General features: G+C 38.3%; 16 protein-coding genes, 2 pseudogenes and 1 other annotated feature. All 18 genes and pseudogenes read right to left on the bottom strand.

The genetic code is table 11. The features are described from left to right. Window positions 1-83: 83 nt before the first annotated feature. The 18 genes and pseudogenes from rpmA to ACEWFH_RS08290 all read right to left on the bottom strand — a co-directional run bounded on the left by rpmA (window position 84) and on the right by ACEWFH_RS08290 (window position 12,989). The gene (gene rpmA / locus ACEWFH_RS08375; RefSeq protein ID WP_066291343.1) at window positions 84-374 is read right to left on the bottom strand and encodes a 50S ribosomal protein L27; all 291 of its coding nucleotides are present in this window, start codon (window positions 372-374) and stop codon (window positions 84-86) included. Then, window positions 367-720: a ribosomal-processing cysteine protease Prp gene (locus ACEWFH_RS08370; protein ID WP_473726841.1), complete on the bottom strand. Its 354-nt coding sequence runs from the start codon at window positions 718-720 to the stop codon at window positions 367-369. Before ACEWFH_RS08370 ends, rpmA begins: the two co-directional genes overlap by 8 nt. Before the next feature lie 5 nt (window positions 721-725). Further along, window positions 726-1,034, bottom strand: coding sequence for a 50S ribosomal protein L21 (gene rplU / locus ACEWFH_RS08365; protein ID WP_289494975.1), 309 nt, complete (start codon window positions 1,032-1,034; stop codon window positions 726-728). 14 nt (window positions 1,035-1,048) lie between these two features. Continuing rightward, window positions 1,049-1,120 (bottom strand) — a sequence feature (ribosomal protein L21 leader region). Between the two features lie 46 nt (window positions 1,121-1,166). After that, window positions 1,167-1,445: a hypothetical protein gene (locus ACEWFH_RS08360; protein WP_473726840.1), complete on the bottom strand. Its 279-nt coding sequence runs from the start codon at window positions 1,443-1,445 to the stop codon at window positions 1,167-1,169. Then, a complete protein-coding gene (locus ACEWFH_RS08355) occupies window positions 1,442-2,056 on the bottom strand; it encodes a ribonuclease E/G (RefSeq protein ID WP_473727246.1) in 615 nt (204 codons plus the stop codon). Before ACEWFH_RS08355 ends, ACEWFH_RS08360 begins: the two co-directional genes overlap by 4 nt. Beyond that, a complete protein-coding gene (locus tag ACEWFH_RS08350) occupies window positions 2,034-2,639 on the bottom strand; it encodes a ribonuclease E/G (protein ID WP_473726839.1) in 606 nt (201 codons plus the stop codon). Before ACEWFH_RS08350 ends, ACEWFH_RS08355 begins: the two co-directional genes overlap by 23 nt. Before the next feature lie 116 nt (window positions 2,640-2,755). Continuing rightward, window positions 2,756-3,478: a site-2 protease family protein gene (locus ACEWFH_RS08345; protein WP_473726838.1), complete on the bottom strand. Its 723-nt coding sequence runs from the start codon at window positions 3,476-3,478 to the stop codon at window positions 2,756-2,758. A 44-nt stretch (window positions 3,479-3,522) separates the two neighbouring features. Further along, window positions 3,523-4,251: a peptidoglycan DD-metalloendopeptidase family protein gene (locus tag ACEWFH_RS08340; RefSeq protein WP_473726837.1), complete on the bottom strand. Its 729-nt coding sequence runs from the start codon at window positions 4,249-4,251 to the stop codon at window positions 3,523-3,525. A gap of 253 nt (window positions 4,252-4,504) precedes the next feature. Continuing rightward, window positions 4,505-5,298, bottom strand: a pseudogene (gene minD / locus ACEWFH_RS08335) (septum site-determining protein MinD). A gap of 15 nt (window positions 5,299-5,313) precedes the next feature. Beyond that, the gene (gene minC / locus ACEWFH_RS08330) at window positions 5,314-5,991 is read right to left on the bottom strand and encodes a septum site-determining protein MinC (RefSeq protein WP_473727245.1); all 678 of its coding nucleotides are present in this window, start codon (window positions 5,989-5,991) and stop codon (window positions 5,314-5,316) included. A 63-nt stretch (window positions 5,992-6,054) separates the two neighbouring features. Further along, window positions 6,055-6,576: a rod shape-determining protein MreD gene (gene mreD, locus ACEWFH_RS08325; protein ID WP_473726836.1), complete on the bottom strand. Its 522-nt coding sequence runs from the start codon at window positions 6,574-6,576 to the stop codon at window positions 6,055-6,057. Further along, window positions 6,573-7,378 (bottom strand): annotated as a pseudogene (mreC, locus tag ACEWFH_RS08320) (rod shape-determining protein MreC). Before mreC ends, mreD begins: the two are co-directional and overlap by 4 nt. A 79-nt stretch (window positions 7,379-7,457) precedes the next feature. After that, a complete protein-coding gene (locus tag ACEWFH_RS08315) occupies window positions 7,458-8,495 on the bottom strand; it encodes a rod shape-determining protein (RefSeq protein ID WP_066291366.1) in 1,038 nt (345 codons plus the stop codon). 72 nt (window positions 8,496-8,567) lie between these two features. After that, a complete protein-coding gene (gene radC, locus ACEWFH_RS08310) occupies window positions 8,568-9,239 on the bottom strand; it encodes a RadC family protein (RefSeq protein ID WP_473727244.1) in 672 nt (223 codons plus the stop codon). 30 nt (window positions 9,240-9,269) lie between these two features. Further along, on the bottom strand, window positions 9,270-9,863 hold the full coding sequence (locus ACEWFH_RS08305; protein WP_473726835.1) for a Maf family protein: 594 nt from the start codon (window positions 9,861-9,863) through the stop codon (window positions 9,270-9,272). A gap of 384 nt (window positions 9,864-10,247) precedes the next feature. After that, window positions 10,248-11,144, bottom strand: coding sequence for a hypothetical protein (locus tag ACEWFH_RS08300; protein ID WP_473726834.1), 897 nt, complete (start codon window positions 11,142-11,144; stop codon window positions 10,248-10,250). A 136-nt stretch (window positions 11,145-11,280) separates the two neighbouring features. Next, on the bottom strand, window positions 11,281-12,645 hold the full coding sequence (locus tag ACEWFH_RS08295) for a GGDEF domain-containing protein (RefSeq protein WP_473726833.1): 1,365 nt from the start codon (window positions 12,643-12,645) through the stop codon (window positions 11,281-11,283). Next, a complete protein-coding gene (locus tag ACEWFH_RS08290) occupies window positions 12,579-12,989 on the bottom strand; it encodes a hypothetical protein (protein ID WP_473726832.1) in 411 nt (136 codons plus the stop codon). The genes ACEWFH_RS08295 and ACEWFH_RS08290 overlap by 67 nt, the downstream gene beginning before the upstream one ends. Window positions 12,990-13,049: the final 60 nt, after the last annotated feature.

The following is a 13,049-nucleotide window of genomic DNA, read 5'->3' as shown; positions in this document are numbered from 1 at the left end:
CACCAACAAATTTAGCGCAGTACTTAATTCAACAAAGCAAAGAAAAAACTCTAACCAATCTGGTTAGAGTTTTCATCTCCCTCTTACGCTTCTTGCGCGATTGGGTAAACACTTACCTTTTTGCGGTCACGACCATAACGCTCGAAACGAACGATTCCGTCTACCTTAGCAAATAGTGTGTCATCTCCGCCTTTACCTACGTTTGTACCAGGATAAATCTTAGTACCACGTTGACGATAAAGAATTGAACCACCAGAAACGAATTGTCCGTCAGCACGCTTAGCGCCAAGACGCTTAGACTGTGAATCACGACCATTCTTTGTGCTACCTACCCCTTTTTTAGAGGCAAAGTATTGAAGGTTTAATTTAAGCATTCGTTGCACCTCCTTCATGTTCAGTCAATTTTATATACTCGCTGTACCCTTCTTCAATTGAAGCAAGAGATACAATCATGCCTTCCAAAAGCCATTGCGTTTTTTGATAAGTAGAATCATCAAGATTATTCGGTACTTTACACGTTAGAAACCCACCATCATCATGCGTGGTCACTTCCGGCTCATAGCCGCAAAGCTTTTCTATAGCATTAATTGTACCGAACGACACAGCTGTTGCGGCTGCACAAACCAAATCTTGGCCATGTGGAGCAAAATCAGCATGTCCTTCCATCGCAAACGAAAGTATGTTTTGATCGTGGTTTCTGTAAATAGAAACTTTAATCATGAGAATTACCCGTTAATCTTGTCAATCACAACTTTTGTGTATGGTTGACGGTGTCCTTGCTTACGACGATAGTTCTTCTTCGCCTTAAACTTGTAGACAACGATTTTTTCGCCACGGCCATGTTTTTCAACTTTTGCCGTAACTGTAGCACCTTCAACTAAAGGAGCTCCTACTTTCAAGCTGTCTCCACCGACCATCAATACATCTTCGAATGTTACTGTTTCACCAGCTTCAACATCTAGTTTTTCAACATAGATTGCTTGACCTTCTTCAACTCGAACTTGCTTACCACCAGTTTGAATAATTGCGTACATCAACGTGCACCTCCTCTTATACTCAGACTCGCCATCCTAGGCGTATAAAAATACTTAAAACCTAGTCTGTGCGGTTGGAGCGGGTGCTCCAAACACTAACGAAAAAAGGATACCATGTTTGGCACCCTTGTGTCAATCTGAATCTTTTAGCATTCTGCTTTTTACTGCGTTTTCTTTACCTGTTTGTCTCACGATAATTTCACGAGTAGAAGAGCCTGCTGATAGAAACAAAATGACTCCGGTTTGTTCCTCAATTACTTTCAGCTTATCTGGATTTTTTTGCATCCATTCTGAAAAGTGATGAGGCACTTCCATCCATATCGCTTCTACATCTTCATATGTGTATTCTCTAGCCAAACGTTCGATCTCGTAATACAGTGTTTCGGCACGAAGTATATACCCATCCATCATATGACGGCCGTGTTTTTCCGCAAGCGTTTCGAGCAGCGATGGACGTTCTTTTTCCTGGTCATCTCAAACAAGCCCATTTTTGTGAAGCCATGCAGAACCATGGTGGAAGAATCTTTTTTTATTTCATCCCGCATCGCCTTAATTATTTGTTCTTTGTCTTCATTCGATTGCATCGTAATAAAATCGATAATAATCATTCCTGCTATATTGCGTAAGCGAAGCTGTTTCATTACTTCTTTGGCAGCGTTTAAGTTCGTCTCAACAACTGTCTTAGAACGGTCTTTTTTTCCTGTGAATTTTCCGGTATTCACATCGATTACCGTTAATGCCTCTGTCACATTGAAGTACAGAAAGGAACCATTCTTTAACCAAACAAGCGGAGATAGTGTTTTTTCAATGTCTATGTCGATTCCAAACTTGCGAAAAAGGGGTTCTTTTTCATTGTACAACTTTACTGAATAAGGATTACGATAGGAAGCCGCATACTCTTTTATACGGTTATATGTGTCATAATCATCGACAACGATTTCTTCTACATTTGGGTTTAGCCATCTTTCTAATAAAGGATAGAAAAAAGGGGCTGCACGATTAAAGCTGGAGCTTTTTGTCAGCTGAATTATTCACAACCTCTTTTAACTGCCCTCTCAAGTTCTCAAGCTCTTGGTTCATTTCCTGTTCCGGAAAGTCCTCACATCCAGTTCGGATAATTAGTCCTTCCCCATCAGTTAATACAGAAGTGCCCCATGTTTGAAGTGCATTCCGTTCGGATTCATTTATTTTTTTCGAGATCCCAATGTGCGGGGTGAATGGGAAATATACGAGAAGGTGACCTGTAAAAGAAATAAGTGCTGTTAACTTTGCTCCTTTATCTCCAGTCTCTTCTTTTGCTATTTGAACGAGAATGGATTCTCCTTCTCTTATAAGATTCGAGACAGATACCTTTTTCTTATCCTCACTAGAAAGCTGTTGATAAGCAGGAAGGTCATCTTTGTGCAGAAAACCATTCTTATCTGTTCCAATGTCTACAAACACTGCCTGCATGCCTGGCAATACTTTTTGAACTTTCCCTTTGTATATGTTTCCCGTTAACGGCTTTTCAGTTGGTCTATGCACAGCACATTCTATAAGCTTGTCGTTATCTAGAAGTGCAGTACGTTTTTCCATTCCTGCTGCATTGATTACCACTCGCTGCATCTTTCAACTCACATCTCCCTGTTTTCGCATCTTCTTATTATTCTAACGAAAAACTTTCCCAATTGCACATTCAGGAGGATGTTTATGAAAATAGGCATCTAAAAGCTCAGCTTCTTTTATCTTAATGGGTTTGAGGTTCTTAATGACGATATAATGTGTAACCCTTTCATAAGTTGGTGAGTGACTTTTGAAAGTGACCATGTAGGCGGAACAATAATTGTTGAAGTCGGTCTTGGTGAATTATGCTGCACCCTGCTTAATAAGAATCGCATAAAAACATAATGCCTGCTTCTCCATTCGAGGACATGAGCTAATCCTAAGAATAAGCAAATCACCCATAGATTCAAATGTGTCGGCTGTATGGATAACTGCCAAGCACTCCCTATAAATAATATGCCTCCCGATACTAGTAAAAATATGCGCTGAGCCTCTTTAAAAGGAATGAATTTTGTGAAAAGAGCAAATGCCACTTTCCCTCCATCCAATGGCCATATCGGAAGAAGATTAAAAATGAACAATGTTACGTTTAGAAGAAAAAACCAATAAAAGTCATCAGCAGAAATGAATTCCCACTGACTTAAAAGAAATGCAACTCCTGTCAGCCATATATGCTGCAGCGGACCAAGAACGGCCACCCATACTTCTTCATGAAAGGGTCTAGTACCGTGCTCTTCAACGACAGCTGCACCTCCAAAGGGAAGAAGATCTATTCTAGAAATTCTCCATTTAAAAAGACGGGCCCCAGCAAAATGACCCATCTCGTGAATAAGAACAACGAAAAACCAGATGATAATTTCCTGAAGTGTCCTGTATAGACGGCTCCAAAAATAACAATCCAAAAAAGGGGTTAATCTTTATTTTTCGTATAAATTCAATTATTAAGTTAATCAATATCAATCACCTTGCTCGGATCGATAAAACTCTTGTCTTTTTTGATCGCAAAATAAAATTTACCAGATTTCCCATCCTCATTTTCTGATACTTTACCGAGGCGAGTACCGCTTTCTACATAATTATAAAGCTTTATAGACTTATCGATTTCCTTAAGATCTCCATACCAAGATTCTTGCTCGTCCGAGTGCTGTATAATAACGGTTAGCCCTAAATTATCCTTTTTTCCAGCATAAACCACATAGCCCTCTTTTGCCGTTTCAACGTATTCTTCTTTTCCCGTTTCAATTACGATCCCTTTTCCATTTGTACTAAATGTTTCATATACTTTTCCATCAGCAGGAACCGCAAATACTTCACTTACTTCTTCAGTATTTTTTTGTTCTTTTTGCAGCTTATCTTTAGGTAGTAATGCTAATGGCTTCCCAAACTTATCTTCATACCAATCTTTTGCAGCAGCAAACTGAAACTCATCTTCATAAACATGTTTAATAAAGTTTTGCGCTTTAGCCGTGTGTTCTCCATTTTTAAAGATAATCCCTACTATTAAAAATAAGATGATGGAAAACATGATCTGCATCAACATGGCGTGACGGTTAAATAGAGGATGAGATTTCTCTGGTTCTTCCCTCGATGAGATAACCGAGCCACTCTCTTTTGAACTGCCATTTTTAGAAATATTTCCGTATTTCTTTCGGATTTCATCTGCTCTATTTTTCATAACCGTTCCTCCATTTTTATCATATATGTACATCCTATGACTTGTCCGGAAGAGATATGAGTAAAATGGTTTGGATGATTATGTTGCTTTTGAAAGAGGAGCATCAACTTTTCAGAAAAACTGTTTTCGTTTATACATTGGCGCTTTGTTAGTAGTTGATTTCCGCTCCAGAGCTCCTGGAACGGAAATCAGCTACTTTCAAAAACAACAATGAGAAACAGCTCAAAAAAAGCATCAGCGAAAAGCTGATGCTTTATTTCATCCCTAATAACGTTTTAATCTTTCCAAAGAACCCTTTTTCTTCTTCAAGAGAAAGTAGTGGAACAGACTCACCTAAAATTCTTCTCGCAATATTTCTGTACGCGATTGAAGCTTTTGAGTCAGGCTGCATCGCAACCGGTTCACCTTTGTTCGCTGCTTTTATCACATTTTCATCGTCAATAACGACTCCTAATAGCTCAATCGAGAGAACAGAAACGATCTCATCTACATCTAACATATCTCCACTTTTAGCAAGATGATTACGAAGACGATTTACAATTAACTTAGGAGCTTCTACATCTTCTTGTTCTAAAAGTCCAATGATGCGATCAGCATCACGCACAGATGAGATTTCAGGGTTTGTTACAACTATTGACTTATCTGCGCCTGCTACAGCATTTTTGAAACCTTGTTCAATACCAGCAGGACAGTCGATAATTACATAGTCATAGTCTTGTTTTAACTCCTGAACGATTTTCTTAACTTGTTCAGGTGTAATGGAAGTTTTATCTTTTGTTTGAGCTGCCGGGAGCAGGTACAAACACTCAAAGCGCTTATCTTTTATTAAAGCTTGGTTTAGCTTACAGCGTTCCTCTGCCACATCCACGAGATCATAGATGATCCGATTCTCGAGTCCCATTAATACATCAAGGTTACGCAAACCGATATCTGTATCAACAAGGCATACTTTTTTCCAGAAAGAGCTAGAGCAGTCCCTATATTGGCAGAAGTCGTTGTTTTACCGACTCCACCTTTCCCAGACGTAATGACTATCGCTTCTCCCATGCTTCATTCCCCTTTCTATACCAAACTGTTCAACATCGGTCTTAATCGGTGAACAGCACTGATTCGATCAATACGAATCTGTTGTTCTTCATTGGATATGTAAGCAAACTCCATCTCATTTCCTAGTTCCGGATAAGAGTCTGGTGCTCTATTAATATGGTGAGCAATCCTAAGTTGAGAAGGTTTCATTACGGATGCTGCAATGATCGCTTCTTCGTTGCCCTTCGTTCCGCAGTGAGCGATTCCCTTAAGCGAACCAAGAATATAAATATTTCCCGTCGCCATAACAGTACCGCCTGGATTAACATCGCCAATCAGGAGCAGATCTCCTTGAATATCAAGAACCTGCCCTGACCTGACGATCTTTGAAACCGTTACAACTTGGGCATCTTTCCTCATTTCTTCGGCTTCTGCCTTTGTTATAACATTTGACTCAATATGCTCTAAAATCAGATTTTCTTTTTGCTTTAGTGCTTCCCGTAATCTTTCCTCTTGCTCAGCTGTTACATAACGATTACCCGCTTTTACTTTTACAGAAATAACAGGTCCGTTTAACAACTGGCCGCTTCCCGCGGTTAATTTATCATTAAGCTCCTCGATTAATCTCTCGAAGGAACACTTATCATCCAACAATAAAATGAGGCCGTCTTTTGTACCTTTTATTGTTACGTTGTGCTGGAGTTTTTGTACCATTGCCATTGTTCACCTCAACGTACTAACATTCGACAGCTAGGTCTAAATTCCTCTTTGCAGAAGTTAGTTTTCTTTTAGGGTATCCTTTATTTGGTTCAGCTGCTTTACATACGGATAATAAATGAGTATCGCAAATAAACCGTTTAAGATGAGGGTAGGCAACAATCTTTTATAAAGAAACACATCAATCATTTGATTGCTGATTCCTATAAGACTGTTCAAACCGTATACAAAAAACTCTAAGATAGATACTCCTACAATGGACAGAAGCAGTGTCACAATTAAATTCCCAAATAAGTATCTAGAAAAAATAGACGTAATATAGGCAGTAGCAGCCATTGAGAATAGATAAACACCAATGATGTCTGTATAGAGAAGGTCCGTCAAGAGACCCAAAGCCAGTCCGTACAGAAGTCCATATGTAGTATTTAAATAGATAGCAACAAATAAGATCATAACCATTGAAAAACGGGGGATCAGTTGCCAGTCCATACTGTTTTCGTGAGGCAAGAAAGCTTGAACTAAAGAGCTTTCACTAATAAAAGCTAAATAGATAAGAAAAGGAAGAAGGATTTTTTTCATCATTCTTCCTCCTTTTCTCTTAAACTTTCATCCACTGCAGGCATTTCTCGTTCGAGCACCATTACATGATCTAAATCATATAAATCTGCAGAAGGTTTCAGATAAGCAGTCTGTGTCAAACCCACTTCATCCGGCTCGATATCTACAACTTCTCCAATTAGAAGGTTAGGAGGAAAGACATCCCCAAGACCAGAAGTAATGACCTTTTGGCCTTTCTTAATCTTTGCGTCTACAGGAATCTTTTTAAACAGCAAAGCTTGCTTTTTCGCATCATAACCTTCAATCGTCCCAAAAATGTTCTTCTCACCTTGAACAATGGCAGAGAAACGATTCGTACGGTCATTGTCACTAATTAACTGAACTGTTGATTGAAACAAGGAAACATTTGTTACTTTCCCGATAAATCCTTGAGGGGATATAACAGCCATCTTCGGTTTGATGCCGTCCTTTTCCCCTTTATTAATGTAGATAAATTGGTTCCATTGATCCGGGGAACGGCCGATAACCGTTGCTTCTCTCACTTTAAAATCGGTGAGATCTTCTTCCTTGTCCAACTGTGCTTTTAGTGTTTCATTCGTTTTTTTAACTTCCTCATACTGTACATAAAGTTTTGCGTACTCATCTAACCTAGCTTTTAACATTTGATTCTCTTTATAAAGCTGTTTCATTTCAGCTAAATTCTCAAAGAAACCCGCTATTGTATTAGCGGGTTTATAGAAAATCGTTTGTGTTAGTCCTGCAGAATCTTTTAAAAACTGTTCAGGTAAGGTTAGGCTTTCCCTTTTTTCATCGAAAAACCAATCAATGCTACTAGAATGATAATACTGACTAGCAGGATGATAAGACGTTTATTCGAAAAAAATGTGGCATGAAAATACACCTACTTACTTGGATTTAGATCTAGAAGTTATACCAGCTTTGGATTTAAAAAGGTGCAGGTTTTCAAGCGCACGGCCAGTTCCAACTGCTACACAATCCAATGCATTTTCCGCCACGATAACAGGCATTTTTGTCTCTTCGCTGATTACTTTATCCAAGTTTCTTAATAAAGCACCACCACCTGTTAGTACAATACCGCGATCCATAATGTCAGCAGCAAGTTCTGGAGGTGTCTTTTCAAGAGTTACTTTTACAGCGTCCATAATGCTGTTTACAGTATCACGCAACGCGCTGGAAACTTCTTCCGCCGTAATCGTAATCGTTTTTGGAAGGCCTGTCAACAAATCTCTACCACGGATGTCCATGTCTTCGATACCTTCAGGCGTTCCAGCTGATCCAATCTCAAGTTTGAGCGTTTCAGCCGTTCTTTCACCGATCATTAGATTATAAGTCTTTTTAATGTAAGCGATGATTGCATCGTCCATTTCATCTCCAGCAATACGGATGGACTGGCTAGTAACGATACCACCTAGAGAAATGATAGCTACTTCCGTTGTTCCTCCACCGATATCAACAACCATACTTCCCGTTGGTTCCCAAACAGGAAGGTCTGCACCGATTGCAGCTGCAAATGGCTCTTCAATCGTATACGCTTCACGCGCTCCTGCTTGTTTTGTTGCATCTTCTACAGCACGTTTTTCTACAGCTGTGATTCCTGAAGGTACACATACCATTACGTATGGTTTACGTGCAAAAACAGAACGATTCTTTTGGGCTTGCTGAATAAAATATTTCATCATAGTTGCCGTTGTTTCAAAATCAGCAATAACCCCATCTTTCATAGGTCTTACAGCAACAATATTACCTGGAGTACGTCCAATCATATTTTTAGCAGCATTACCTACTGCTTCAATTGAACCAGTGTCAGTACGCAAAGCAACAACGGAAGGTTCACGCACAACAACACCCTTGCCCTTCACGTAAACAAGTGTGTTTGCAGTTCCTAAATCAATTCCTAAATCTCTTGAAAATCCACCAAACATTTATGTAGACTCCTTTCATCAAGCAAAACTCATACGTTTGATTATACGCTAAAAAAGAAACAAAAGACAATGTTAAACATATCCTTTTTCTTTTAAACTAACGTATCTTTGATCACCTATTATGATGTGATCTAACACTTCAATTCCCAGCATTTTTCCGCACTCTACTAATCTTTTAGTAACTTCGATGTCTTCCCTGCTAGGGGCAGGATCACCGCTTGGATGATTGTGAAAACAGATGATCGAAGCACTAGAGCGTTTGAATCCTTCTTTAAACACTTCTCTTGGATGAACAATAGAAGTGTTTAAGCTTCCTATGAATATTGTCTTTTTATGCAACACTTGGTTCTTTGTGTTTAAATATAGACAAACAAAGTGTTCTTGCTGCAAAAAGCGCAATTCATCCATTAAATACCTCGCTCCATCTTCTGGAGACCTTATCGTATACTTTTCTTCAAACTGAAGACGGCTGATACGTTTCCCAATTTCAATTGCAGCCATTAGTTCGACTGCTTTTGCTGATCCGATACCGTTGATTTCTTTCAATTCACCTATTGTTGCTTCTTTAAGATGCCTTAATCCTTCAAATTGCTGAATGATATGGTGAGCAAGTTGAATAGCTGACATTTTTTTCGTGCCCGTTCTTAAAAGAATAGCTAACAATTCATAGTTGGAGAGCGCATCAGGACCATCATTCAACAGTCTTTCTCGCGGCCTCTCCTGTACTGGGTAATCTTTTATCATAAGCGGTTTTGTCACCACTTACGTTCCCCCTTATTTTTCAGTCTGCGTGACTGACTCGGTGAATGAAAATGCGAAATCTTTTAATGAACGAACCACTTTTGAAATCGGTAGACCTACAACATTAAAGTAATCACCTTGAATTTTTTCTACTAGTAAAGATCCATGTCCTTGAATCCCATAACTCCCAGCCTTATCAAATGGCTCACCTGTATTTATATACCAAGAAATTGTTTTTTCGTCTAATGTGTAAAAAGTCACATCTGTTTTAACTGAAAAAACCACTTTCTTTTCTTGGTCTAATAAGCAAACACCAGTGTACACTTCGTGAGTTTGTCCAGAAAGCATTCTTAACATGTCAGCCGCTTCGTCAGCATTCTTTGGCTTACCAAGGCGATTGTTACGAAAAGAAACAATCGTATCTGCACCAAGGACCACACAATCTGGTTTATACGTAAAGACATCTGCAGCTTTTTGCTCAGCGAGTGATTCTACCAATTGACTTGGAGTAAGGGAAAGATCCATTTTTTCTTCAAGTGTACTTGGATACGTTTCAAATGGAAGAAGCGTTAATGACAGAAGTTCATATCTTCGAGGTGAAGCAGAGGCTAATATGAGGCGTTTCATTTAAATCACCTTTCATCTAATTCATTGATGTTAATTTTTGTACAGTTTTACAATAACAAACTTGTAAAAATTAGACAAACCACGCCAAAAAACATACTTCTATTACTTTTTCGATAATATTCAGCATTTTATGTGGGCAAATTACAAAATTCTAATACGGTTTGCTACAAAATGCTAAAAAGTACAAATTACAAAAAACTAAATGTAAATCTACATTTCCTCTGTAAAATAACAAAAAAGTATGACTCATAAGTTACTGATTTGAGCCACACTTTAAACAAACTTTATTTTAGTGTTGAAAGAAGATTTGTATAAGCTTGGAAACTATCCATTACTTTTTGCTGGAAGGCCCAATTTAAATCCCTTTCTTAGAATCCTTTAGTGCTAAAAAGCACCTTCCAGCTGTTTTTCAAAATCAGATGATGCTTTTGCTGTACTTTCTTTCCATTTATCTTTTTGGTTATTGCCATACTCTTTCCACTTATTAAAGTCGTTTAACGTTCGATCAAGACCTGAGTCTTTCGTTTCTGGCATCTGAGAAAGGGTAAGCACATTTTGCAGAAGAATCTGCCCATTCTTAAAGTAGGTTTCATCCAAATTATTTGGCGTTTTTAAATTTTCAAATGTAAATGAAAGTGTCTTCGGAAGCGGTTTATCCATTTTCTTTTGATAAGCTTCATTATATTTATCTAATTGATGTTTTTCATTGCCCATGCCAACGATTACCGAGTACTTCTCTTCATCTGCTTTTATAATAACTGCCGAGAACCCATTTTCTTCGATAGACTTAACTACTCCTTCTGCACGTTCTTTTGATGAAAAGACACCTGCTTGAAGAGCCGAAAACTCTAGTTTGATAGGGGTTAACGCTACTGATTTTTCGTTGTTAGCCGGTTGTTCTGTTTTTACAACTGGTGCTTCCATCTGTTTATCACCAGCTTCTGTTATATCTGAAGAAAATACCATCAATACGAATAACCCTAAGATCGTTCCAGTCACTACCGCGCCCATTACGGCTGCTAGAATTTGCTTTGAAAGTGTTTTATTTTTTTGAGGCATAGGAAAGCTTGTCTTCTTATGTGAAAATACATGCCAGTTCCTTTTCTTAAAGGAAAGATCGGATTTCTTTACAGGCGCTGCAAGAATCGTATAACCTTCCCTGTTCACTGACTCAATTGCAGCCGCAACCTCACTTTGAGCATCCTCTTGTTTTGGTGCTTTTTTATCTTCACTAAAATTCTTTTCTTTCCCGTTTATTAAAATTGATATCTCTTGTTTCAACCGTATCCGCTCCTCTCTATCATCTACTAAAACATATGCTATTTACGTTTTAATAGAACTTGAAAATGAGAGGGAAATCCGAGAATAAGAAGTTGAGTAAATAAAAAAACTTTAGGAAATTAGCCTAAAGTTTTCTCTAACCTACATATGCTGCTACTTTATTTCGCCCTTGCTGTTTGGCTCCTGTATACATCGCGCGGTCTGCATTTCTGACTAGAGTAAGCGCATCTTCTCCCTGGTGTGGTGCAGTTGCAACACCAATACTTGCTGTTATGTAAATGTGATGTCTGCATTGATCCGTGAGATCGTTGTGGATTTCAAATCCTTTTTCCGAAATGACAGAACGAAGCTGTTCAGCGAGTACTAAACATTCTCTTTCACCAGATTCAGGCAAGACTATAATAAATTCCTCACCGCCGTAGCGAGCAACCGTGCCCAGATCACCAATAAATTTCTCCAGTCTTCTGGCTAATAAGATCAGCACTTCATTACCACTTTGGTGTCCATATGTATCATTCACTTTTTTGAAATGATCGATATCCAAAAGGATAACTGAAAATTGCTTTCTGAAATACTCATAATTTTGATACATATCCGTCAAAAGATCTTCAAAATAGCGATAATTATACAAACCCGTTAGTGGACATTGTTCACTTTTTAATTTTGTAGACTCATAGTTTCTAGCATTATCGATAGCAACAGCTAAATAGTTGGCTAAGATCTCTAAAATAATCAAATGATGTTTATGAAACGCATGCTTATCTTTGGAAGCAAAAGTAATGATTCCAACAATTCTTTGATTTCGGATCATTGGTACAGATAGTACGGATTGAGCTTTCCCATGAAAGAATAGCTCTGAAATGTTCCGCCAAGCTTTCAGTTTACTGTAACGAATACTCTTACCCGTCGCCCATACTCTCCCGCTGATCGCTTCATGTTTTTTTATAGGAACAGCTGTTAATATTCCTTCTTCACTTGCATATTGGCGTATGATTTTCAAATGTTCACCTGCATCAGCATCATAGATAAATGCAAAATCCACATTCATAAAACCGATTAATTTTTCAATAAAAACATCTAAGATATGGTTCACTTTTAAATGCTCAGAAAGCTGTTGGCCGATCTCACTCGCTTTTTGAAGAGCATCGTTAATCTGCTGGCTCGAATGGTACAGATTAATAATGATAGAGAGCGATAGAAAAGGAAGTCCTACGTAAAAGATTCCTGGGCGTCCTAATTGCGAATAAAGAACAAATAACATTAGACCCACTGGAATTGCTAAAACTTCTGAAACAAGGTCCCACACTGCATCACGTTCAAAAAAAGCGACTTCTTCTTCGTAGAGAAATTTAACAAGCAAGTATATGGCTACATGGTTTAAAACTAAGCCTGTTCCCACATATGCAATAACAGGTATTAAGTTGATAGATTCGTTTACTTCAAACGCACCGACTTCCCTCCAAAAAGATGGAATACGGCGCTTTCGCAGATAATAATCCATGTAAACATAAGCGTATTTGCCATATATCTATAATATTCTTTGATTATATGTATTTTTAGGGACAAGAACATTGCGACTACGGCTACAAGCGTTATAAAAAGTGCTACAGTTAATCCAAAGTACAAAAATACAGCTAGATTAATTCCTGACATAAAAGAGATGTTTGAATTTAGAACTTTAATAGGAAAACTAGAAACAACAATTGCTAATAGGGAGATAATGCCTAAATCAATAAAGTTGATTTCAGGCTGGTTGCTTGTCATCTGCGTAGCCGTCCAAATGGCAAGCGGGAATAAACATATCCATGCAATTACAAGAAACATACGTTTTTTTCTATTTGCCATCCGTGTAGTCAACACCTTGTCCCCTCTCTTGCTTTATGTGATCTTTAAAAACACATCTTT

The sequence above is a fragment of the Fictibacillus sp. EA-CB0309 genome (assembly GCF_055814265.1).
Note: the sequence above shows the minus strand (reverse complement) of the source record. Positions and strands in the feature narration are given on the sequence as shown.